This window comes from Microbacterium endophyticum, assembly GCF_011047135.1.
Taxonomy (GTDB): domain Bacteria; phylum Actinomycetota; class Actinomycetes; order Actinomycetales; family Microbacteriaceae; genus Microbacterium; species Microbacterium endophyticum.
This window is the reverse complement of the sequence record NZ_CP049255.1, coordinates 505721-527418: the sequence shown is the minus strand read 5'-3', so window position 1 is coordinate 527418 and position 21698 is coordinate 505721. Positions and strand designations below refer to the sequence as shown.

Below are 21698 nucleotides of genomic sequence, written 5' to 3'. Positions count from 1 at the left end.
GGCTAACGTGTACGGGGCTGTTCGACCGGTGAAAGGGGAGTCATGCGTCTGGTTGTAATCGGTGATGTCGGAGTCGTCGACGGCATGATGCACATTGGTGATGAGGCGATGTTCGAAGCGCTTTGTGACGAAATGCGTGCCCGAGGTGCAGAGATCGTTGCCGTGTCTTCGGCTCCTGAAGAAACGGCCGCGCGCTACGGAATCGACGCGATCGGTCGAATCGATTTCGATCTGTTGAGCCGCACCGACGCGGAAGCTCGACTTGACGGTATTGATGCCGCTCTTGGCGGGGCAGTATCAACCGATGACCGCATCCGTACGATGATCGCTGAGATCAGGTCAGCGGATGCCGTCATCATCGCCGGTGCCGGAAACCTTGCGTCGACGTGGCCCACTCACATTTATGAGCGGGTGGCAATGTCGCGGATCGCTCAATCCCTGGGTCGCCCGCTCATTGTCACCGGCCAAACCTTGGGCCCGGAATTGAACGAACGCGACCGCGAGCTCGTGGGCGAGATCGTCCAGAACGCAGCGCTCGTCGGTGTGCGCGAAACAACGTCGCAGGCTCTGTCTTCTGTTCTGGGGGCGCCCGCGCGGCTCGGCGTCGATGACGCATCGTTTCTTGCGTGGGACGATACCGAGTTGCCGTCGAAGCCGTCGGGGGTACTCATCAGCCTCTCGCTTCATCTCGGGGGAGCCGACCGTGTCGAAACGACGACACGGATCGCAGCGCTCGCCGATGCTGCCGCAGGGCTCACTGGTGAACCCGTCCGCTTCCACGCGCACTTTGGAGCTCTGGAAAATGTGACTCCGCGCGGCGACGCGCTCTTGCATGATGAGATCCGGGATCGGATGCGGTCAGCGTCTGAAGTGTTGCCCACCGGCACACCGCGTGAAGCGGCCCTCGCTGCCCGAAGTGCTGCGCTGCTCATCACTGGCCGCTACCACCCCGCCGTTTTCGCGGCACCCGCTGGTGTGCCGGTTCTCGGACTCGTGACCGACGAATACACCCGAATAAAGCAGCGGGGAGCGCTAGCGCACTGGGGGCAATCGAGCACTGTGGCGCTCGCCGCGGCAGATACCGACGGCATCCCGGTGCTTGAGGCGCTGTGGGAACAACGAGAGAGCGTCGCACAGAGCGCTGCTCAGGCGGTGACTGCGGCACGAGTCGAATCCGCCTCGTGGTGGACACAAATTGCTGAAAGCGTCGCAAAAACACCAAAAAACTAGGAGATGCAACCCGCATCAAGTTGAGGCACGCACCCCGTATTGTGAAATACGAAAGCGAGGGGGCGGTGTTGTGGGAACGGCTCAAGACTTTATCCGGCGCGAGGCGATCTCGACGTACCGCGTTGTTGGGGAACCTGCAGATGCCGATCTTCAGGGGCTCGTTCGACTGGCGACGCTGCTCTGCGATGTTCCTGTCGCAGTGATCAACATCATCGACGAGCATTCCCAGCATCAGATAGCCGCGGTGGGGATCGACCGTGCAACGTGCGCGCGCGAAGATTCATTGTGTTCCATTGTCATTGAGCAAAAGAAACCGCTCGTTATCGCGGATGCTTCCGCAGACGAGGCTCTCGCGCGCCATCCGTTTGTTGATGGCACACTCGCACGGGTGAGGTTCTACGCCTCGAGTCCGCTCATCACACCTGAGGGCGTTGCGATCGGAACCCTATGTTTGTTCGATTCGCGCCCTCGCGAATTGTCGCTGGACAGGCGCGAGGCGCTCGACCTTCTTGCTGGCCAAGTGATGGACGTGTTGGAGCTTCGCCGCATCACCTACGAGTTGTTTGCAGCAAATGACCGACTCGAGCGCTTTGCCGCTCAAGTAACTCATGATCTCTCCAACCCGCTCAGCGCAGTCACAGGGTTTATAGAACTCGCCGCCGACGCCGCAGAGGCGACCGATGCCCCTGACGTGATGCATGCGCTTCGGCGCGCCGATGCAGCGTCGGTTCGGATGGCGAGAATGCTGGCCGACCTTCTGAACTATGTACGCGTCGGACCTGCAGATCGTGAGGTGAAAGACATCAAACTTGCCTACGTCATTCAAGAGGCACTCGACGATCTCGCTACCGTTATCACCGAGTCGCACGTTTCCGTGATGGTTGAGGCGAACGAGAGCATCGTTGCCGACGAGATGGCGTGCGGAGTTCTCTTTCAGAATTTGATTGCTAATGCCATCAAGTTTGCCCGTGCGACTCGAGAGGATCCACTCGTTGAGATTAGAGCGGTTCCGATCACCGCAGGGGTACGAATCACAATCGATGACAATGGCCCAGGAATAGCTCCCGACCAGCGGGAAAGAGTCTTCGGTCTCATGGAGCGCGGAGATAATCACGATCTGCCGGGCCTCGGTCTTGGGCTCTCGACATGTCGACGCATCGTCGAAGGTCACGGAGGAAGCATCGGTATCACCGAGTCTCCACTCGGCGGCGCACGTTTTTCTATCCTTTTCCCCCGGTCAACGTCCGCCGCGTGAATACGTGCCTCTCATCGGCCCCGACTGATTTACCGCGTCACGGATTGGTGTCGTCGCGATATTGCCACGGGGTCGGGCCCGTCGCGACGGGACGACCTGGCGTGTTCGACCACTGGCTCCACGAGCCAGGGAATATGGTGACATCGACACCCGTGACCGCCCCTGCGAGCGCGAAGTGTGCAGCCGTGAGCCCCGAGCCGCAGTAGGCGGCGACGGTCGAGTCATCCGTCACGCCGACGCCGGCGAGGGCTTCGCGGATCGCATCAGGTGCTGCAAACCCGTCGCCGTCTAGATAGGCACCTGCGGGCAGGTTTACGGCTCCCGGGATGTGGCCCGCGATCGGGTCGTACGGCTCGGACTCGCCCCGGTAGCGCTCGGGCGCACGCACATCGATCAATATGCCCCGGGCGGGCCAGGATTCGGCATCGTCGATCGTTGCGATTCCTCGGCTCAGCTCTTGGAGCTTGATCGAGCCGGGCGCGGGCACAACTTCGCCCGCCTCCAGTGGAAGTCCCGCTGCCGTCCACGCCGACAAGCCGCCGTTGAGCACGCGCACGTTTTCAACACCCGAATGGGTGAGTAGCCACCATGCGCGCGCGGCCGACACTGAGCGATAGTCGTCGTAGACAACGACCGCGTCGCCGTCGTTGAGGCCCCAGCGCCGCGCGGCATCCTGAAGTACATCGTGGGATGGAACCGGATGACGACCCTCCGATGCGTCACCGTGCATGGCAAGTTCTGTGTCCATGTCGACGTAGACCGCGCCGGGCAGATGGCCGGCGCGGTGGTCGGGGAGTCCATCGGGTTGCTCGAGCCGGTATCGCACGTCGAGCAGACGGATGCCGTCACCTGCCTCGAGGCGGGTGTGGAGTTCGTCCACGGAGATGAGGGGGAGTGCCGAGGATGCCGCCATTCCGACATCTTCCCACTACAAGGTCTGGCAACGCGTGTTGCAGATAAGGCGCCCTTGCATGAATTTTCAGCGGGTGGGGAGGTGCCGGGTGATCGATTCGCTTGCCGGCACCAGCGTTGCGCTGAGTTGCGCTTCGCGCGAAGCGGACTCACAAGCTTGAAATGGTTTGGTTTGCTGGTCACATGCGACGAGTGCTGGTGCTGGGTGGGACAGGGTGGTTGGGCCGCGAGATCTCACGAAGGGCAGTTGAGAGAGGCGCCGAGGTCTTCTGTCTCGCTCGTGGTCGCTCAGGGTACGTTGCTGATGGGGCGCACCTTATCTGCGCAGACCGCTCGTCCGCGGGTGCGTACGACGAGGTTAAGACCGATTGGGACGACGTAATCGAGCTTGCCTATGAGCCAGCTCTAGTGGAACCGGCTTTGAACGCGCTCGCTGCACACGCCGCCCATTGGACACTGGTGTCTTCGGTGTCTGTGTACAGCAAAAACGATGAACCGGGCGCTGACGAATCCGCCCGACTGGTCGAGCCGCAGGACTTGTCCCGCTATGCGGACGCGAAGGTCGCCGCGGAGCGCAATAGTGCCGCCGCACTCGGAGATCGCCTCCTTATCGCCCGACCGGGCCTCATTGTCGGGCCGGGTGACCCCAGCGACAGGTTCGGATACTGGGTCGCACGTCTTGCGCGAAGCGGCCCAGCACTTATTCCGACAGTCGACCGTCGTTTCGTTCAGGTCACAGACGTTGCCGACCTCGCATCGTGGATCGAACAGGCGGGACGCGAACGGGTTATCGGCGCCGTCAATGCCGTCGGAGAAGTGCACCACATGCGTGACTTCTTCAATGCTGCCATCGAAGCAACGGCTTACCGAGGAGATCTGGTGGAGCTCGACGATCAGATCCTGCTCGCTCAGGGCGTGAACTTCTGGGCAGGACCCCGCTCGCTGCCACTGTGGCTCCCAGAGACCGACACAGCATTCATGCAACGCTCCGGGGCCGCATTTCTCGCTGCTGGCGGCACATTGACCACTCTCGATGCGACCCTTGCCCGCGTGCTAGCGGACGAGTCGTTGCGAAATGTGCATCGAGAGCGGCGGGTAGGTCTCACGCCGACCGAAGAAATCACTGTCTTGCAAGCCGCTCGCTGAGAGATTGGCCAATGACTGTGGCGTAAGCCTCCCGGCGCTGACGCGCCGGTGTGTGCGTCATCACCGAGTTCGGGTAAGTCTCCTCGTTGCATGGGCTCTGCGGGTTTCTTCGGCCGCTCGCCGCCGCCGAGTCTGGCGCACTCGTTGGCCCCCTCGACCAAAAATTTCTAGAGCGCGAGATGACAGGTTCGTGGGTAGCAGCCGAAGGTGCGGCATCAACGCTGCAGCTTTATTGGGTTTCGTTGGTCCACGAGTTCGCCGGCGTGTGATTCGGAAAGTCCGTTTCTCCGACGCCGCTTCCAATGTGGAAAGGCGATCCGACGACGTGGGGACTTCGCTTTCGAAGAATGGCCTCATCAGACATCGATGTCATGTCTGCTCTCGTCGGTGACCCCCAAGTGATGCGCTACTACTCGGCGCCGAAGACGCGAGAGCAAGCAGCGGACTGGATTTCGTGGAGCCGAGCACACCACGCGGCCTACGGATTCGGGCTATGGATCAGCGAGACCGTAGCGGGAGAGTTCATTGGGGATTGCGGTTTAACTTGGCAAGAAGTCAACCGCGCTCCTCAAACTGAGGTTGGCTACCACGTCCGTTCGGAACTGCAGGGCTTGGGATACGCCACGGAAGCTGGGGCTGCATGTCTTGAATTCGCAAGAGACCACACGGATGCTGACTGCGTTGTGGGAATTATCCACCCCGAGAACCGCCCCTCTGAGCGCGCAGCGGAGGAAATAGGCATGACCCTTGTTGGGGATGATCAGGGTTCCAGTTTTCTGCGAAGAGTGTCCAGTGTCGCAGTTCAGTGTGCGAGTTCGGGCGCCCGCTGAGCGATCATCTATCGAGGCGGGCTCGTAGTACCGTTTCGTGATGGACTACTCTTTCTCCGCCCCGACCGCAATGGAGTTCAAAGCGCTCTATGACGAGACTGGTTGGGCGGACTGGAGCCTCGACCATTTCGAGCGCGCTCTGTCCGGGAGCTGGCTCGTCTGCACCGTCCGGGATGACGTCGGCCGCTTGCTCGGGATGGGCAGGCTCATCAGCGACGGGGCGCTTCACGCCTTCGTCACGGAGATGATCGTCACCGAACAAGCTCGCGGTACAGGTATCGGCGGGGAAGTTCTCGCGCGCCTGGTAGATGAGGCACGTCACCGCGGCGTCGACGACGTGCAGCTTTTTGCGGCTAGAGGTCGGGCCGACTTTTACGAACGCCACGGCTTCGAGCGCCGGCCCGAGAGCGCACCTGGCATGGACATGATGGGTGTTTGTTAACCCATTGCCAACGGACACTTGATTTGGGTTCGGTGCCTGTGACGCCTCCGAAATCTGCATGCGGCTCGTCAGTGAAAGCACGGATTTTCTTTTGCTGCGAAAGCGGGAAAATTCGAGATTGCCGATGCGCGAGCATCACGCTGATGCCACTTGGCTTGAAGCGCCCTGGTTTTGTTGGAGGCTCTTGACCTTGAAAACGAGGATGGAGTCATGGTGTCGAGTCAGGGATCTGGGAAGCCGACGGCACGTCGGTATTCGTCGGAGGAGAAGGTCGCCGCGGTTCGGATGGTGCGGACGATTCGTGCGGAGTTGGGGACCGAGCATGGGACGGTGCAGCGTGTCGCGACGCAGCTCGGTTACGGGGTCGAGTCCGTGCGGGTCTGGGTCAAGCAGGCCGACGTCGACGACGGTCATGTCGGAGGCGCCACCACTGCCGAGGCTCGTAGGGTGCGGGAGCTTGAGTAGGAGGTTCGCGATTTGCGGCGGGCCAACGAAATTCTGAAGAGAGCGGCGTCTTTCTTCGGGGCGGAGCTCGACCGCCAACACCGGAAATAGTCGCGTTCATCGACGCGAACAAGAACGATATCGTCGAGGGTCGCCCGCTCGGAGTCGAGCCCATCTGCAGCTTGTTGCAGGTGGCTCCGAGCACCTACTACGCCGCGAAAGACCGCGCCCCGTCAGCACGATCACTCAGCGACGCTGCCCTCAAGCCCGAGCTCGTCACGCTCTGGCAAGACAACTACCGCGTGTACGGAGTCCGCAAGCTCTGGAAGAGCGCCCGCCGCGCGGGGCTCAGTATCGGGCGAGATCAGACGGGCCGGGTGATGCGTGCTGCGGGCATCGAGGGCGCGACGAGATCGAAGCGAGTGAAGACCACCAGGCTCGATTCGGCCTCGGTGAGGCATCCGGATTTGGTGAAGCGGAAGTTCACGGCGACCGCGCTGAACAGGCTCTGGGTGACGGATCTGACGTTCGTGCCGACGTGGGCGGGCGTGGCGTATGTCTGCTTCATCATCGACGCGTACGGCCGAATGATCGTCGGGTGGCGGTGCGCGTCACACATGCGCACCGAGATGGTTCTCGACGCCATCGAAATGGCCCGCTGGTCGAGGGGTCGTCACCACGAGGATCCCCGTTGTCATAGCGATGCGGGCAGTCAATTTACGTCGATTCGCTACGGCGAACGGCTCGCTGAGATCGGCGCGACACCGTCGATTGGAACCGTCGGCGACAGCTATGACAATGCCCTTGCCGAGACGATGAACGGCTACTACAAGACCGAACTCGTCCGCGGACCCGCACGCCCCGGCCCCTGGAAGACGGTCGAGGATCTCGAGCTCGCGACGCTCGGCTGGGTGAGCTGGCACAACACGCAGCGCCTGCACGGCTAACTCGGCGACGTCCCACCCGCCGAGTTCGAGAACACGTTCTATGCTGGCCAAACCCCCGTCGATCAGCTGGTGGAAATCAAATAGCGCGAGTCCCCATCAGACCCAGAGCGCTTCAAAAGCCCGATTGCAGCGGTCATGTACTCGTCTGATCAGAGCCTGTCAGTGGGAGAGGCGGGCAGCCTTCGCGCTATTTTGTGCTTTTTACTCGATACAAGTTGTGATAGACATATGACACAAGATCGATGGGAGATATGATGTCAATGCGCGGTAGCAATGTGTTCGACCCGGTCCAGGTCGTCGAAGGTGTTTTATCTTTTTCTCCCGTCTTATTCGGGATTGCACTGCTCGTTTTCGGTTGCGCTGCCATCATCGCTTCGCGCTCGACACGAAGAGCGTCGCACGATTCAGTAGCCGAATCTCTTTCGGTGCGACAGCGCTACGAGCGTGAGCGTCGCACTCTCGGCATCGCCGCGCTGGTGGTCGTCGCCCTGTTCTTCGCTGAGTTACTTTTCCGTGGCTATTTCTTCGCCGGGCCCGGTCTTGTTTCTTGGTGGCAATTCGCTACTCCGCTCTTTGTCGCGGCGCTCGGTATCGGTGCCGTTCTTGTGCAGATCATGACGAGCGGAACAACTCGCCCGGAGGCGCCAGTCATGCTGCCCACCCGCCGCAACTGGACCAGTTTTTGCTCACGTTCTGCCCTGATCGGCGCATGTGTGGTCATCCTCGCTCTCGTGGCAACCACGCTCGCTGCAGGGGTCGCGTCGACGCCCAACGGGGACGGGCAATACGTGTGGCTGACTATCCCTGTGCCCAACGAGGCTGCGATTGACCCGATTCGCGTGAGGTTCTACGGCTGGGCATACGGAGTGCCGGTTCTCATGTGCCTGATTGCGCTGGTCGGTGTTACATGGGCAACTCTGGATCGCAATGCGGCACGTCCCTACCTCTCGCGGGAAACGGTCACGGCCGAACGCATGGCGCGCCGCGCAATTGCTCACGGCGGACTTCGTATAGCGATGGCTGCGATGCTCCTTACCCTTGCGAGCAGTTGGCGACTCGTCGCCAGCTCGGGGTCAATCTCGCAGTTGACGATCATGGGGCAGAGCGGCGGCGAACCCTACGAAGCATCATGGCGCTACGCGGAGCTTGCAGTCGCAGCTGGCTGGGCAGCACCATTTCTTGAGATCGCCGCATTCGTCCTCCTGCTCCTCGTCGCGCATAGCGGTCTACGTTCTCGGCCGGTCGTGCCGGAAGGCTCTATTAATACGACATCACCAGCGGGCGCGGAGGTCGTTTCGTGACCGCGCGCTCGATCCTTTCGGCCGACGAGGATGGCAGCACGGCGCGCGACATCTATCACCAGCTTCGTGGTCTCATCATGTCTGGCCAGCTCGGCGCAAATGAACGGCTTCCCACTGTGCGACAAACCGCGACCGACCTCGGCGTAGCGCAGGGAACGGCCGCTAAAGCGTACAAAATGCTTGAACACGCCGGGCTTGTGGTGAGTCGAACGGCGGCTGGCACACGGGTGGCCGAATCAGCCGCTGTTCTTCCTCGTTCGATCGCACAACGGATCCGCGAGTTGGCTGACGAAGCGTCCGCAACTCGCATTGAACTGGATGACGTCATCAACGTGCTCCGTCTCGTCTGGCGAACGAACTCTGGTCCAAACCGCGACGACACTAGAGAGTCCGAACAGCTGGAGCAGAATCCTGTCCGTGAATAGCGTGGGCCCCGCCTCGATCACGCTCGCGCTGCGCGGTCCCCGCGATGTCAGCCGTCGAGTTCGCAGTGTTCGACGTCTTCGTACATGCTCGAGTTCTTCGCCCAGGACCACTCGCCGACGCTCAGCTGTCTGGCATCGAAGATTCCCCAGACACCTCGGATCGTGGAGGCCTTGGTGCCCGAGATAGATACGCTGATGCGATCCCACTCTTCCTGAGGTGGTGTGGGGCCCAGGTGAATCACGTCACCGCTCGAGATCGTGGCCGGAGTCTCTTGGACTGTCAGCTGGGTCGCGGTGTTCTCGTCGTCCGTGCGGATATACGCTTTCGCGTCTACGAGCCCGACGACAACAGGTTTATCGCAGCTGCCGAAGTCCACGGTTCCGTCACTGTTGAGCCGCAGTGCGACATTCGGCAGGTACTGGCAGGCGCATAGCGTCAGCGTCGCCGCTACCAAGATTGCGGCTGATGCCAAGGCTCGGTGTGGGGCGTGCATCATGCTTGGACGATATCGGTCTGCGTCAGCGTTCAAACAACGGCCAGGTAACGATCAGAAAAATCGGTTAAGTCGTGCACCCTGGCACCATGGGACTACTTGCTGGGGTCCGTGTGGTCAAAGGGTTCAGTCCACTGATTAAGTGCGACGGTGAAGCCGTCTATCAACCGGTTGAAGCTGCGGTCGATGTCCGCTTTGAGAGCAAACCCACCCGACGTCTCAAGTGAAATGAAGCCGTGGAGAAGAGAGCGGAATGCTCGAATGGCGTCGACCGAGTCGTCGCCATCGAGGTGGTAGGCGGTGAGGACGTCGGCGATGGTTTGGATTGCAGTGATCATGCTGGCCTCATCCTCGACGTCTCCTGGAGCCGCAGGTTTCTGCGATACACCGTAGCGACCGGGATGGAGGATGGCCCAGTTCCGGTAAGCGTGCGACATAGCGAAGATCGCGTCGGGACCGGACCGACCCACGGCGGCCCGTGCGATCGCTTCTCCGAGTTCGCGCTTGGCGAGCATTGAGACGCTTCGGTGCAAGTCCGCGAGGGAGTCGAGGTGCTTGTACAGCGAGGGCTGCTTCACGCCGAGCCGTTCGGCCAAGGCAGCAAGAGTCAGGGAGTTGAGCCCCACTTCATCAGCCATGATCGCGGCAGCCTCGACGACGCTGTCGCGGGTAAGCCCGACTCTAGGCAACGGGAGCCACCGTAGCGAGAAAGCCAAGCACCGCTGGCGTGGTGATGTCGGGCCGCTGGGACTGCGGGTAGTGGCCAGCTTCCTCGACCATCACGACGTGGGCGTGGAGCTCGCTGCCGACCCATTTCGCCTCGCCGGCGGGGTCTTTGAAGTCGGGATCGCTGTCGCCCATGATCACGATCGCCGGCGCCGTGACCTGGTTGAGTGCGGCCTCTGCCGGGTCATGAGTGGTCTGGCGCGTCGTGAGTGAGAATGCCGTGCCGTAGCCCGGGCGCTTGAGGCTCGCGATGACTTCGGCGCGGTACTCCGCGAAGTCCGCGGGCTTCTTTCCTTTGTAGAGAGTGGGCATGTAGGCCTTCCACATCGAGGCCACCCATAGGGGCGCCATCATCGTGCGGAACATCCATCTCTCGAATGCCGAGGCCGAAGGGTTGCGGACGAAGGGGCCGAACAGCACGAGTCCGGAGACTTTTTCAGGATGCTCCGCGGCGACGATCACGGCGGCACCAGCAGCGAGTGAGTTGCCACCAATGACTGCTTTTCCACCTAGCTCGTCGATCAGGGCTTCGATGTCGCTCGCAGTCTGCGGGTCGCCATATGACGAGAACGTGGTGTCGCTGTCGCCGTGACCGCGAAGGTCGGCAGTGGCAACGGTGTAGCCCGCCGCGACGAGCTCGGGCGCCAGGTAGCGGTAACCGGCGCGAAGATCGCCCATACCGGGAATGAGGACGACGAGGGGGCCTGAGCCCTGGAGATCGTAGGCGATACGGCCCTCGGGCCGGCTCACATAGCGAGTGGATGGGGATTGGGTGCAGGCCGCTGAAGTCATAGAAGCTAGTGTGCATTTCTATTTGGCTAATGTCAATAGCTAAATGCCCTAGATGAGTTGCTTGTCTTCTTTCGAAGAAGCGCAACCGGCTTTGTTCTGCTGATGTGCTTCGTTGTCTTCTCAGCTCCCGATCGTGTGACCGTTCAACAAGGTGAACAACATTGACAACCAGACGATGAAGAATGCCAGCTGGAAGATCGTTCCGAGCGCACCGATGACCATCGCCCAACGCGCGAGCCCTCGCCCGGTTTCGGGATTGCCTGGCGTACTCAGCTGTCGGCGTGCCAGGATGCCGAGAATCAGCCCCACTAGCGGGATAACGAATGCGGCGATGAAGTCGACCAAAGCCAGGGTGTTGGTCTTGGTAGTGCCAGTGATCTCCGTCATCGCAGCAGACTAATCTGTGCGCGCTGTCGTGCTCGTCCGACCCGTGACTGCCCGTGCGATCCGGCATCGACCTCCGAGGCTTGCGTCGTGGAGGCCGATCACATGGTTGGCGGGGACGGATGGAGGAGGCCAATGACGAAGTTCGTGATGCGTGAGGGAGAAGGAACAGATTCTGCTTCATTTGCGCCATCCGTTTATCAGCGAGCATTGGGCGCGGACTTCGACGCTCTCGCCCCACGATTGAAAGAGTACTTCGGCACGATTCCATCAGGATCTGTCGGCAGAGGATCGGGCACCTACAGCGTCGCTGGCTCCCGGTACCGTCTGCTTCGACCTGTACTTGCTGGCATGGCTTGGCGACACGTTCTATTCCCTGAACTCGGACACGACGTCCTGTTCAGCATCGTCAACACCCCTGGCTTCGACGGTTCCCTCAGCGCCGTGCGGGTCTTTCGCTTCGGCCGACGAACACGCACTATGGAAGACACCATGAGGGTCGTTGACGGAACGCTCCATGACCGACTGGGAAAACGACGCGGACTCGAAGTGGCCCTCCGAGTCGCCGTCGCGGATGGCGGATTGCGGATGACGTCCACCAAGCTCGCACTCCGCCTCGGCACGCTTCGCATGCCGCTCCCGCGAATTGTGACGATGAATTTGGACGAGCGTACCGACGCGAACGATCCGTCTCGACAGCACGTCGACGTGCGAATAACTGCACCAATGATTGGTGAGTTGTTCCACTAGGCCGGCACCTTCGCCTACGAGGTTGTTCGGGCACTCTAGAGTGCGTGCGCCATCGATCGGGATGCTGGAACGAGAAATCGCGAGTCTTGAAGACCCGCGATTTCTCGTTTTTGGTGGTGCCCCCGACTGGAATCGAACCAGCGACCTTTGGTACCGGAAACCAACGCTCTATCCCCTGAGCTACGGAGGCGCACTGATCGAGATTACCATCGCGTCACCGCTCGCGACGCCGTCGAGCTACTGAGCAGGCGCGTCGACGCGGAAGGTTGCCAGTGCTTCCGCCACACGTTCAGCAAGGTAGGCGTGACCGGCCGAGGTCGGGTGGTCACGCCCGGTAGCGCTCGTGTCGATGACCCACGAGTAGTTTGCCGGAGTAATCCACGCTTCTTGTACGGGTGAGATGTACGGCCATCCACGTTCGGCGGCAAGCTGCGCGAGGTCGTTATCTATGCGTGCGGTTGCCCTCTCGACGGGCAGCACCTGAGGCGCCGGGCCCAAAATGACGATCGCGGCATTCGGGTAGATCGACGCGATCGTGTCCCACACCGTCGCCACGGCATCCGCGTAGCCGGCGCTGCCGAGCTTGCGGTCGTTGATTGAGCCCTGCACGATCACGAGGTCGGGGGAGAGGGCGGGGTCAAGCTCCTGTGCGCGTTCAACGAACGTGCCGCCATCCAGTCCGGTTTTCAAGTATCCGCTCCCGCGAACGCCATCGACGATCGTTTCGCCGCCCAAGAGGTCTGCGAGTACATACGCATAGCCCTCGTCCGGTGATGTCGCGGCAGAACCGTAGGTCCAGGAATCGCCGAAGACGAGCACGCGAGGGTTTTCGGGTAGCTCCAGTCCGGCAACGACGCCGGCGCTTCCAGCCGATCCCGCGTCGGCTCGACTCGTCGGGGCTTCTCCCACCCAGGGTCGCCAGAGCGCCGTAACGGCGACAAGCGAAACTGCGCACGCAACGGCGAGGAGAACGGCGAGATTACGCGGTATTCGGTGGGACACTACTCGAGACATCACAACGAGAGTACGTCGCTCTGCGGGAGGAGAGGTCTCCCAGCCCAAACTCATATGATCTCGTGTCATTCCGAGCGTGCGAGGATAGCTCGGTGCAGCGCGCAGTTACCTCAGAAATTGACCTCGATGTGAGAGCGTCAGTCGACCTCATTTTCTCGATCACGGCAGCGCAGCAGGTGCCCGTGGTGAGCGAGGAACTCACGTTTATTCAGGACGATCGTCAGTACATGCCCACCGAGATTGTCGACCAGTCCGGCTCGCGGCTTCACCGTTTCACCGCCGAACCAGGGCTCTTGCAGGTGCGATACTCGGCAACGGTCGATGGACGCACGTCCGGTACGCACACGAGCGATCTCGAAGCGATCTCTTACCTGCGGCCGAGTCGGTACTGCCAGTCGGATGAGGTCTTTTCACAAGCGCGTCGGCAGTTCCAGGGACTCGCTGGTGAAGATCTTGTTCGCGCTGTGACCGACTTCGTCTCGGCCAGCGTCACGTACACGCCGGGGCTGAGCCTCGGAACAGACAGTGCCGTCACAACTTTGATGACCGGTCAAGGCGTCTGTCGCGACTATGCGCATGTCGTGATTGCTCTTCTGCGAGCAATGGACGTGCCAGCGCGCTATGCCGCCTGTTACGCGCCGGGCCTTGAACCCATGGACTTTCACGCCGTCGCCGAGGCTTACCTCGACGGATGCTGGTACGCAATCGATGCCACTCGCCTCGCTGACCGGCGCTCGCTGGTACGTATCGCAACGGGGCGCGACGCCGCGGACTGCGCGTTCTTGAGCTTTCACGGTGGGGCAGTGAATCTCGACCACCTTCGCGTGGATGCGAGACTCCAAGGCGACGACGTGGTGCCTGAATCGCCCACCAATGACGACTTCCTGTCGCTCGTTCCACTCTCGTAGCCAGGACGTGCGCGGCTGCCGACCGTAAGATGGTCAGGTTATGGATCCTGAAGCCCTCTCCGCAGCCCTCCTCACCGTCATCCGCCCGCTTGCCGAGGCGCGACGTGCGGGCTCGACGGCGGAATTAACTGCCGCCGACCTGGTACTCGATCGCCCGAAGAGCCGCGATCATGGAGATTGGGCATCGAATGCCGCGATGAAGCTCGCGAAGGGTCTCGGTGTGAACCCGCGCGAATTCGCCGCAGAGATCGCCGCGGCGCTCGCCGATACCCCGGGTATCAGCAGCGTGGAAGTTGCGGGCCCCGGCTTCATCAACATTCGACTGGATGCCGCAGCTGCAGGTGCGCTCGCACGCACGATCGTCGAGGCGGGTGCCGCCTTCGGTACCAACTCCTCACAGCGCGGCAACAGCATCAACCTCGAGTTCGTCAGCGCGAACCCCACCGGCCCGCTGCACATCGGTCACACCCGTTGGGCAGCTCTCGGTGATGCGATCGCTCGTTTGCTGCAGGCTTCGGGTGCGACTCTCGTTCGAGAGTTCTACGTCAACGATGCTGGCGCTCAGATGGACCGGTTCGGCGCATCTGTGATCGCAGCTCTTACCGGAGCACCCACACCCGAGGGCGGCTACGGCGGGGCATACATCGCAGAGCTTGCGCGCCGCGTGCACGAAAAGCGGCCTGACCTGCTCGATTTGCCCTCCGACGAGCAAGTGGCGACAGCGCGCGACCTGGCGTATGAGTTTCAACTCGGCGAAGTGCAGGCATCCCTCGCGAACTTCAATGTGAACTTCGATGTGTGGTTCAGCGAGCGCGTGCTGCACGCGAAGAGCGAGGGCGCGGGCTCAAGTCTCGTTGATGAGGCGGTTGAGCGCCTGCGCGCGCAGGGCCATGTTTTTGATCAAGATGATGCCGTCTGGGTTCGAACGACCGACTTCGGCGACGATAAAGATCGCGTCATCCGTCGCTCGAACGGTGAGTACACATACTTCGCTGCCGATGCGGCGTACTACCTGAACAAGGGCGACCGCGGTTTTGCGCACAAAATCTACCTGCTCGGAGCCGACCACCACGGCTATGTTCACCGGCTTAAAGCTTTGGCTGGCGCCGCTGGGGATGATCCCGAAAAAGACATCGAGGTGCTGATCGGTCAGCTGGTTTCGGTCAACGGGGCACGGCTGTCAAAGCGCGCCGGCAACATCATCGAGATGGACGACCTTCGCGAATGGCTCGGTACCGACGCTCTGCGCTATTCGCTGGCGCGGTACCCCGCAGACTCACCGCTGACGCTCGACCCCGAGTTGTTGCGGAAGCGCACCAACGATAATCCCGTCTTTTACGTGCAGTATGCCCACGCGCGCACGCACAACGTGGCGCGCAATGCTGAATCGGCGGGCGTCGATCGTTCGGTGTTCGCGCCGGAGCTACTCGATCACGAGAGCGAGTCGGCTCTTCTCGGCGCCCTGCAGGAGTTTCCACGACTGGTTGCTTTCGCGGCCGAAGTGCGGGAACCGCATCGCATCGCCCGCTATCTCGAAGAACTCGCAGCTCTCTATCACCGTTGGTATGACAGCTGCCGCGTCACGCCTCTCGGCGACGATGCCGTGACCGACGTGCATCGCACTCGCCTCTGGCTTAACGATGCAACCGGTCAGGTGCTCCGAAACGGGCTCGACCTTCTTGGCGTGACGGCGCCCGAACGCATGTAACAGGGGGAGTCCCACATGACCGGTGAAACGCAGCCCACACTTCCGCTTCCAGGAGAGTGGCAGGATGCCGCGGCCGCACCGCGTAGACGTCGAGTCTGGCCGTGGGTGCTTGGCGTCGTCATCGTCATCGGGCTGATCATCGCCGCGTGGTTCGTGGGCGAAGCCGTGGCGCGGGATCTCGTGACGAAGTCGATCAGGCAGACAGTGATTGCTGAGCTCTCGCTTCCCGCCGATCAACGGGTAAACGTCGAGCTCGAAGGCATGATCCTTCCGCAGCTGATTGCCGGGTCACTCACCTCAGTGCACATCGACTCTGACGACGTGACGGTCGGCCCCGCGACGGGAGACGTCAGCGTCGATCTGCTCGATATTCCGATTCGAGGTGAGGGTGATATCGGGGGTGGATCAGGAACCGTCACGTTCAGCGAGGATCAGCTCCGTGCCCTGATGGCTACGGTTGACGGCTTTCCTGCGGAATCGCTCGGACTCGATGACCCCGACGTCACCATTTCGACGGATTTTTCTTTCTTCGGTGCGAGTTTTGACATCGGAGTTGCGCTCACCCCGAGCGCCGCCGACGGTGAACTTGTGCTTACGCCCTCTTCACTCCAACTCGGTGGCGCCGAGATCACTGCGGGAGATCTTCAATCTCGCTTCGGTTCGCTGACCGATGGGGTGCTGCAAGATTGGCGTGTGTGCGTCGCGCAATACATTCCCGCAGCAATCACCCTGACGGATGTCTCCGTCGATCACGCCGACGTCCTCGCATCATTCGATATCGATCCCCGCGTCGCAACGGATCCCGCCATGCAGGAGGCGGGCACGTGTTCCTGAGACGCCAATTCGGCGTCTCAGGAACACGGTAGTCAGCTCACGACGACCGGTTCTGCGACCAGATCGTCGTGCGGTGTGGCGTCCGCGCTTCGCCCGGCATTCCCCTTGCGCCGGAATACGATAGCGGAGATCACGCCACCGAGCGCGAAGAATCCTGCGCCCCACGCATACGCGATTGCGTACCCCGCCACAGCGCCGCGCGCGGCCAAATCGGCGGTGTCGCCAGCGTGCGCGGCGATGAAGTCAACGGTCGCCGTGGCCGCGATCGTGTTGAGAAGTGCCGTGCCAATCGATCCACCCACCTGCTGGCTCGTGTTCACCATCGCCGAGGCGACACCGGCGAAGTGGCGGTCCACTCCGAGGGTCGCCGTCTGCATCGACGGAGGCATGATCGAACCCATCGCCAGCCCGAGCAGGATCAGCGCGGGCAGTACATTCGCCGCATAGGTGCTGTCCAGGGTCAGGCGAGTAAGGAGCAGCATCCCCATTACGCCGATGGCCATGCCGAACGGCACCATGAGCTTCGGTCCGAATCGAGGGAGGAGCACGTTCGTGGATAGTTGGGCCGCGAGCACGAGCGTCACGATCATCGGCAAGAACGATAACCCTGTCTGAATGGGACTGAACCCGAGCGAGGATTGCAAGAAGTAGGTCACGAACAAGAAGATGCCGAACATGCCCGCTCCGGCAATCAGGATCGAACTGTAAGCGGCGGCGCGGTTGCGGTCCTTCACGATGGCGAGAGGGAGCAACGGGTGGCTAGCCCGGCTTTGCCACCATACGAAGCCTGTGAGCAATACACCTGCGGCCGCGAGCAGTCCCCACGTCCAAGGCGACTCCCATCCTTCTGTTTCGGCGTTCGCGAAACCATAGACGAGCGAAAAGAGCGCGCCCGAGACGAGGATGGTTCCGGGTACATCGAGGCGCGGCCGCGCGCCTGTGCGCTCGATTTTCGTCACGAACAACATCGCACCAACGATCGCGACGATGGCAATGAATACATTGATGTAAAGGTTCCAGCGCCAGTTGAGCTGTTCCGTCAGTACCCCGCCGAGAAGTAGACCGAGCGCGCCACCAGCTCCGGCGATCGCGCCGAATACGCCGAACGCGCGGGCACGCTCTCGTGGGATCGTGAACGTCGTCGTCAGTACGGCGAGCGCCGTCGGCGCCAGCAGCGCGCCGAATACGCCCTGAAGCGCGCGGGCCGCGACAAGGGTTCCGAAGTCGGGTGCTGCGCCGCCCAGGGCCGAGGCTGCAGCGAAGCCGATCAGTCCGATGATGAATGCCCTTTTGCGGCCAATGAGGTCCGAAAGTCGCCCCCCGAAAAGCAAAAGGCTCCCGAATGCAAGCGAATAGGCGGTGATAACCCACTGTCGGTCGCCGTCGGAGAACCCGAGATCGGCCTGTGCGGAGGGGAGTGCGATGTTGACGACGGTCGCGTCGAGAACGACCATCAGCTGGGCGATACCGACGGTGACGAGAGTCCACCATCGTCGAGAAGATGTGGGGGAGAGGGCAGGTGGCGAGGCCACGGCATCCTGAGTCATGAGTGAGACTATATACGAAACCGAATAGTTTCGGATCTGTAAAGTTTCAGAACTGGAACGTTCTCAATACAATAGGATTTCAGCGAGACAGAATGGAGTCAGCCGCGATGGAGCCGCGCGATCTCGAAGAGACCACAGACCACACACCGAAGCTCGGTCGAAAACGTGATCACACGCGTGACCCTGAGATTCTGCAGGCTGCGCTCGATGTATTAGCCGAGACCGGCTATGACGGGATGACGGTCGACCTGGTCGCAGCCCGTGCTCGCGCCGGAAAAGCGACACTCTACCGCCGCTGGCCTTCCAAAGCAGAGCTTGTCGTCGATGCTGTCGCCTGCATGAAATCGATGGATCTCGATCTGAACGCGCTGCCCGACACGGGTACCCTCCGAGGCGACCTGGTTGCGATGATCAAGACGCCGACAATGGCCGAAGCGGAGCGAAAGCTGCACATCATGGCAGGGCTCGTCTCGATGATCGCTCGTGCGCCGGAGATGCAAGAGGCGGTTCAGGCCGCCATCGTCGAGCCTCGCGCGCAAGCCAACCGTCTTCTTATTCGTCGCGCGATCGAGCGGGGTGAAGTGGCACCCGATGTTGACGCCGAGATGGTCGCGATGGTTGCTCCCGCTATGGCGGCATATCGTGTGCTCGTGATGCGAAAGCCGGTCACTCGCGAATTCCTCATCTCCGTGATCGACGGAGTGGTACTCCCCGCGGCGATAGGAACTCCTGCTGTCCTCGCTGGCAATGCCTAAGCGGTGCCCCACCGTGCCCTAGACTGGCCTCACGCGCGTGAGTGCACCGCAGGGCCCGAGCCCGCAGGTTCGTGTGTCGCCGCGCAGCCGCTCCCACCGATTGGTTTTCCCCGTGTCCGCGTCGCCTGACTCTGCTTTTGTGCCGTCGTGGCTCGCGAAGCCCGCAGACGCCAACGATCTGTCACCCCTGGTATGGCCCGCGTCCGCAAGGCGTGACGTCGACGGCATTCTTTCTGTTGGCGGTGTTTCGACTGCTGCGCTGCAGAGCGAGTACGGTACGCCGCTCTACGTGCTCGACGAAGTAGAAGTGCGCGCGCACGCGCGTCGGAGCCGCATCGCCTTCGAAAAAGCGGCGGCGACCCACGGCGTGAGCGCCCGGGTTTACTACGCGGGCAAAGCTTTCTTGTCGACCGAGGTCGTGCGTTGGGTCACCGAAGAGGGGCTCGCAGTTGATGTCTGCACCGGCGGCGAACTGGCCGTTGCGCAGGCAGCCGGTGCGGATCCCGCGCGCACGGGTTTTCACGGCAACAACAAGAGTCTCGCTGAACTCAAACAGGCAGTTCACGCCGGGCTCGGATCGATCGTGATCGACAGCCGCGACGAGCTCGAGCGACTTATTTCCATCGTTGCGGGCACCGGCACGCAGCAGTCGGTGCTCGTGCGTGTTGTGAGCGGGGTTCACGCGGAAACCCACAGTTTCTTGGCGACGGCGCACGAAGACCAGAAATTCGGCTTTCCGTTGGGCGATGCGCCTGAAGTGGTGGCACGCATTCGCGAAGTCGCAGAGTTGAATTTTCTTGGCCTGCACTGCCATATCGGGTCTCAGATTTTCGGCACGACCGGTTTCGCCGAGTCAGCTGCGCGACTCGTGGCGACGCATGCAGAGCTGCTCACGGGCGGGGACGTGCCCGTCATGAACCTTGGCGGCGGTTTCGGGATCGCATACACCACGGCGGATGACCCGACGCCGATCGAAGACCTCGCGCGTGGCATCGTCGATGCTGTCGCTTTGCAGTGCGCAAGCCGCGGCATCCCGATGCCGAACCTGGCGTTCGAACCAGGCCGGACGATCGTGGGGCAGGCGGGAATCACCCTCTACGAAGTAGGAACGATCAAGCCGGTGCGCCTCGATGGTGGAAACACCCGAACGTACGTCAGCGTCGACGGCGGTATGAGCGACAACGCCCGAACGGCCCTCTACGAAGCTAACTACAGCGCGCGCATTGCTTCGCGCACGAGCGAGGCTGATGCAACGGTCGTGCGCGTCGTCGGCAAACACTGCGAGTCGGGCGACATCGTCGTGGACTCCGAGTACTTGCCCGGCGACATTGCGCCCGGAGATGTACTCGCAGTACCCGCTACCGGCGCGTATTGCTTTTCTCTCGCAAGCAACTACAACTACGTCACGCGACCCGCTGTCGTCGCCGTTCGTGATGGCCGCTCACGTGTGATCGTCCGTGGTGAGACCATTGATGATCTCCTTGCCCGCGACGTTGGCGTCGTGGCACCGAATGGAAGGAACGCATGATCGATTACCGCCGCCTCCGGGTTGCTTTGCTGGGTGCCGGTTCCGTCGGCTCCCAGGTTGCCGCTCTCCTCCTCAAGCACGGCGACGAACTCGCTGATCGCGCGGGCGCTGGGCTTGAACTCGCTGGTATTGCCGTACGCGATCTCGACGCGCCTCGCGAGACCGACCTTCCGCGTGAACTGTTCACAACCGATGCCGAAACCCTCATCATGGGTGCCGACATTGTGATCGAGCTCATGGGCGGCATTGAGCCCGCCCGCACCTACCTGTTGCAGGCCATTGGTGCTGGAGCGGACGTTGTCACAGCCAACAAAGCACTGCTGGCGACGCACGGTACCGAAATCTTCGAGGCCGCCGACCAGGTCGGCGCGCAGGTGTACTACGAAGCCGCAGCAGCGGGCGCGATTCCAATCATTCGTCCGCTGCGTGATTCGCTCGCGGGCGACCGTGTGCAGCGCATCATGGGAATCGTCAACGGCACCACGAACTACATTCTCGATCGCATGGACACCGAGGGTGCAGAGTTCGCCGATGTGCTCGCCGATGCGCAGCGTCTGGGGTACGCCGAGGCCGACCCCACCGCTGACATCGAAGGCTACGACGCCGCGCAGAAGGCAGCAATTCTCGCAAGCCTCGCTTTCCACACGACAGTTCCGCTCGATGCAGTTCACCGCGAGGGCATCACGCACATCGACGCATCGATGATCGAGTCCGCCCGCAAGGCAGGTTTCGTCCTGAAACTGCTCGCTGTGTGTGAGCGTCTGGTGGGTCAGGAAGGTAGCGAAGAGTCCGGCGAAGCCATCTCGGTGCGTGTCTACCCGGCCCTTGTTCCTCGTGTGCACCCGCTCGCGAGCGTGCACGGCGCAAACAATGCTGTCTTCGTCGAAGCCGAAGCCGCAGGAAACCTCATGTTCTATGGGGCCGGAGCGGGCGGGGTGCAAACGGCATCCGCTGTTCTTGGCGATGTCGTTTCAGCTGCACGTCGTCACGTCGCGGGCGGTGTTGGCGTCGGTGAGTCGACGCTCGCAAACCTTCCGGTCGTCGAAATCGGCCGCGTAGTTACGCGCTATCAGGTCACGCTCGAAGTGGATGACCGCCCGGGCGTACTCGCGACCGTCGCCGGCATTCTTGCCGACGGAAACGTCTCGCTTGCAACCGTGGAGCAGACAGTAATTGACCCCGAAGGCCAGACGCCCGGCAGTGCGCGTTTGGTGATCGGCACACACAGCGCACGAGAAAAAGATCTCAGCGAAACCGTTGAAAAGCTCGCATCGAGCGGCGTGGTTGAACGCGTCGTTTCGGTTTTGCGGGTGGAAGGAGACTGAC

At 61.7% G+C, this 21698-nt stretch carries 21 protein-coding genes, 1 tRNA gene, 1 pseudogene and 1 other annotated feature; of the genes and pseudogenes, 15 read left to right on the top strand and 8 right to left on the bottom strand.

Annotation, left to right across the window (positions count from 1 at the left end; translation table 11 throughout):
* The first annotated feature begins 42 nt into the window (after positions 1 to 42).
* Both G6N83_RS02545 and G6N83_RS02540 read left to right on the top strand, forming a co-directional pair.
* Entirely contained in the window at positions 43 to 1230 is a 1188-nt protein-coding gene (locus G6N83_RS02545) for a polysaccharide pyruvyl transferase family protein (protein ID WP_165138979.1), read from the top strand.
* Between the two features lie 70 nt (positions 1231 to 1300).
* Entirely contained in the window at positions 1301 to 2485 is a 1185-nt protein-coding gene (locus G6N83_RS02540) for a sensor histidine kinase (RefSeq protein ID WP_165138977.1), read from the top strand.
* 37 nt (positions 2486 to 2522) lie between these two features.
* Here G6N83_RS02540 and G6N83_RS02535 read toward each other — a convergent pair whose 3' ends face one another.
* Complete coding sequence (locus G6N83_RS02535) at positions 2523 to 3398, bottom strand: sulfurtransferase (RefSeq protein WP_165138975.1); 876 nt, start codon at positions 3396 to 3398, stop codon at positions 2523 to 2525.
* Positions 3399 to 3559: 161 nt separating this feature from the next.
* Here G6N83_RS02535 and G6N83_RS02530 point away from each other — a divergent pair, with 161 nt between their 5' ends.
* From G6N83_RS02530 to G6N83_RS02505, 6 genes and pseudogenes are all read left to right on the top strand, one after another.
* On the top strand, positions 3560 to 4543 hold the full coding sequence (locus G6N83_RS02530; protein ID WP_241246259.1) for an NAD-dependent epimerase/dehydratase family protein: 984 nt from the start codon (positions 3560 to 3562) through the stop codon (positions 4541 to 4543).
* 302 nt (positions 4544 to 4845) lie between these two features.
* Complete coding sequence (locus tag G6N83_RS02525) at positions 4846 to 5373, top strand: GNAT family N-acetyltransferase (RefSeq protein WP_260149116.1); 528 nt, start codon at positions 4846 to 4848, stop codon at positions 5371 to 5373.
* 40 nt (positions 5374 to 5413) lie between these two features.
* Complete coding sequence (locus G6N83_RS02520; protein ID WP_165138971.1) at positions 5414 to 5815, top strand: GNAT family N-acetyltransferase; 402 nt, start codon at positions 5414 to 5416, stop codon at positions 5813 to 5815.
* A 210-nt stretch (positions 5816 to 6025) separates the two neighbouring features.
* A pseudogene (locus G6N83_RS02515) lies at positions 6026 to 7290 on the top strand (IS3 family transposase).
* Positions 6325 to 6459, top strand: a sequence feature (AL1L pseudoknot). (Overlaps the previous pseudogene by 135 nt.)
* 176 nt (positions 7291 to 7466) lie before the next feature.
* Positions 7467 to 8507, top strand: a complete 1041-nt coding sequence (locus tag G6N83_RS02510) for a hypothetical protein (protein ID WP_165138969.1) — start codon at positions 7467 to 7469, stop codon at positions 8505 to 8507.
* Entirely contained in the window at positions 8504 to 8932 is a 429-nt protein-coding gene (locus G6N83_RS02505) for a GntR family transcriptional regulator (RefSeq protein ID WP_241246258.1), read from the top strand. Before G6N83_RS02510 ends, G6N83_RS02505 begins: the two co-directional genes overlap by 4 nt.
* Before the next feature lie 47 nt (positions 8933 to 8979).
* Here the strand turns inward: G6N83_RS02505 and G6N83_RS02500 are convergent, their stop codons facing one another.
* The 4 genes from G6N83_RS02500 to G6N83_RS02485 form a co-directional block, all read right to left on the bottom strand.
* Positions 8980 to 9429 carry a hypothetical protein gene (locus G6N83_RS02500; RefSeq protein WP_165138967.1) on the bottom strand — a complete coding sequence of 150 codons (450 nt, stop codon included), beginning with the start codon at positions 9427 to 9429 and terminating at the stop codon, positions 8980 to 8982.
* A 92-nt stretch (positions 9430 to 9521) separates the two neighbouring features.
* Positions 9522 to 10064: a TetR-like C-terminal domain-containing protein gene (locus G6N83_RS02495; protein WP_206535835.1), complete on the bottom strand. Its 543-nt coding sequence runs from the start codon at positions 10062 to 10064 to the stop codon at positions 9522 to 9524.
* A gap of 43 nt (positions 10065 to 10107) precedes the next feature.
* Entirely contained in the window at positions 10108 to 10902 is a 795-nt protein-coding gene (locus tag G6N83_RS02490) for an alpha/beta fold hydrolase (protein ID WP_241246257.1), read from the bottom strand.
* A 162-nt stretch (positions 10903 to 11064) separates the two neighbouring features.
* Positions 11065 to 11331: a DUF4190 domain-containing protein gene (locus G6N83_RS02485; protein ID WP_165138961.1), complete on the bottom strand. Its 267-nt coding sequence runs from the start codon at positions 11329 to 11331 to the stop codon at positions 11065 to 11067.
* A gap of 132 nt (positions 11332 to 11463) precedes the next feature.
* Between G6N83_RS02485 and G6N83_RS02480 the strand changes: the two genes are divergently transcribed.
* Positions 11464 to 12078: a DUF4166 domain-containing protein gene (locus G6N83_RS02480; RefSeq protein ID WP_165138959.1), complete on the top strand. Its 615-nt coding sequence runs from the start codon at positions 11464 to 11466 to the stop codon at positions 12076 to 12078.
* 114 nt (positions 12079 to 12192) lie between these two features.
* Here G6N83_RS02480 and G6N83_RS02475 read toward each other — a convergent pair.
* A tRNA-Arg gene (locus G6N83_RS02475) sits at positions 12193 to 12268 on the bottom strand.
* Between the two features lie 47 nt (positions 12269 to 12315).
* Positions 12316 to 13092, bottom strand: coding sequence for an SGNH/GDSL hydrolase family protein (locus G6N83_RS02470; RefSeq protein ID WP_165138957.1), 777 nt, complete (start codon positions 13090 to 13092; stop codon positions 12316 to 12318).
* Positions 13093 to 13184: 92 nt separating this feature from the next.
* On the opposite strand from G6N83_RS02470, the gene G6N83_RS02465 reads away from it, so the two are divergent.
* From G6N83_RS02465 to G6N83_RS02455, 3 genes are read left to right on the top strand one after another with little or no spacing between them, the layout of a single operon-like run.
* Positions 13185 to 14000: a transglutaminase-like domain-containing protein gene (locus G6N83_RS02465; RefSeq protein ID WP_165138955.1), complete on the top strand. Its 816-nt coding sequence runs from the start codon at positions 13185 to 13187 to the stop codon at positions 13998 to 14000.
* A 40-nt stretch (positions 14001 to 14040) separates the two neighbouring features.
* Entirely contained in the window at positions 14041 to 15708 is a 1668-nt protein-coding gene (gene argS / locus G6N83_RS02460) for an arginine--tRNA ligase (protein WP_165138953.1), read from the top strand.
* 15 nt (positions 15709 to 15723) lie between these two features.
* Positions 15724 to 16542 carry an LmeA family phospholipid-binding protein gene (locus G6N83_RS02455; protein WP_165138952.1) on the top strand — a complete coding sequence of 273 codons (819 nt, stop codon included), beginning with the start codon at positions 15724 to 15726 and terminating at the stop codon, positions 16540 to 16542.
* Between the two features lie 32 nt (positions 16543 to 16574).
* Here the strand turns inward: G6N83_RS02455 and G6N83_RS02450 are convergent, their stop codons facing one another.
* Positions 16575 to 18089 carry an MFS transporter gene (locus G6N83_RS02450; RefSeq protein WP_165138950.1) on the bottom strand — a complete coding sequence of 505 codons (1515 nt, stop codon included), beginning with the start codon at positions 18087 to 18089 and terminating at the stop codon, positions 16575 to 16577.
* Positions 18090 to 18181: 92 nt separating this feature from the next.
* Between G6N83_RS02450 and G6N83_RS02445 the strand changes: the two genes are divergently transcribed.
* The 3 genes from G6N83_RS02445 (at position 18182) to G6N83_RS02435 (ending at position 21697) form a co-directional block, all read left to right on the top strand.
* Positions 18182 to 18844: a TetR/AcrR family transcriptional regulator gene (locus tag G6N83_RS02445; protein ID WP_241246256.1), complete on the top strand. Its 663-nt coding sequence runs from the start codon at positions 18182 to 18184 to the stop codon at positions 18842 to 18844.
* A 112-nt stretch (positions 18845 to 18956) separates the two neighbouring features.
* Positions 18957 to 20372, top strand: coding sequence for a diaminopimelate decarboxylase (lysA, locus tag G6N83_RS02440; RefSeq protein WP_165138948.1), 1416 nt, complete (start codon positions 18957 to 18959; stop codon positions 20370 to 20372).
* Complete coding sequence (locus G6N83_RS02435) at positions 20369 to 21697, top strand: homoserine dehydrogenase (RefSeq protein WP_165138946.1); 1329 nt, start codon at positions 20369 to 20371, stop codon at positions 21695 to 21697. Before lysA ends, G6N83_RS02435 begins: the two co-directional genes overlap by 4 nt.
* Position 21698: the final 1 nt, after the last annotated feature.

What these genes read in the sequence shown, in the direction of transcription:
- G6N83_RS02480 (WP_165138959.1), top strand. Translation starts at nt 11,464, where the DNA reads ATGACGAAGTTCGTGATGCGTGAGGGAGAAGGAACAGATTCTGCTTCA.
- G6N83_RS02510 (WP_165138969.1), top strand. Translation starts at nt 7,467, where the DNA reads ATGCGCGGTAGCAATGTGTTCGACCCGGTCCAGGTCGTCGAAGGTGTT.
- G6N83_RS02485 (WP_165138961.1), bottom strand. Translation starts at nt 11,331, where the DNA reads ATGACGGAGATCACTGGCACTACCAAGACCAACACCCTGGCTTTGGTC.
- argS (WP_165138953.1), top strand. Translation starts at nt 14,041, where the DNA reads ATGGATCCTGAAGCCCTCTCCGCAGCCCTCCTCACCGTCATCCGCCCG.
- G6N83_RS02520 (WP_165138971.1), top strand. Translation starts at nt 5,414, where the DNA reads ATGGACTACTCTTTCTCCGCCCCGACCGCAATGGAGTTCAAAGCGCTC.
- G6N83_RS02500 (WP_165138967.1), bottom strand. Translation starts at nt 9,429, where the DNA reads ATGATGCACGCCCCACACCGAGCCTTGGCATCAGCCGCAATCTTGGTA.
- G6N83_RS02535 (WP_165138975.1), bottom strand. Translation starts at nt 3,398, where the DNA reads ATGGCGGCATCCTCGGCACTCCCCCTCATCTCCGTGGACGAACTCCAC.
- G6N83_RS02545 (WP_165138979.1), top strand. Translation starts at nt 43, where the DNA reads ATGCGTCTGGTTGTAATCGGTGATGTCGGAGTCGTCGACGGCATGATG.
- G6N83_RS02530 (WP_241246259.1), top strand. Translation starts at nt 3,560, where the DNA reads ATGGTTTGGTTTGCTGGTCACATGCGACGAGTGCTGGTGCTGGGTGGG.
- G6N83_RS02455 (WP_165138952.1), top strand. Translation starts at nt 15,724, where the DNA reads ATGACCGGTGAAACGCAGCCCACACTTCCGCTTCCAGGAGAGTGGCAG.
- G6N83_RS02445 (WP_241246256.1), top strand. Translation starts at nt 18,182, where the DNA reads ATGGAGTCAGCCGCGATGGAGCCGCGCGATCTCGAAGAGACCACAGAC.
- G6N83_RS02525 (WP_260149116.1), top strand. Translation starts at nt 4,846, where the DNA reads ATGTGGAAAGGCGATCCGACGACGTGGGGACTTCGCTTTCGAAGAATG.
- G6N83_RS02470 (WP_165138957.1), bottom strand. Translation starts at nt 13,092, where the DNA reads ATGTCTCGAGTAGTGTCCCACCGAATACCGCGTAATCTCGCCGTTCTC.
- G6N83_RS02450 (WP_165138950.1), bottom strand. Translation starts at nt 18,089, where the DNA reads ATGACTCAGGATGCCGTGGCCTCGCCACCTGCCCTCTCCCCCACATCT.
- G6N83_RS02435 (WP_165138946.1), top strand. Translation starts at nt 20,369, where the DNA reads ATGATCGATTACCGCCGCCTCCGGGTTGCTTTGCTGGGTGCCGGTTCC.
- G6N83_RS02495 (WP_206535835.1), bottom strand. Translation starts at nt 10,064, where the DNA reads ATGGCTGATGAAGTGGGGCTCAACTCCCTGACTCTTGCTGCCTTGGCC.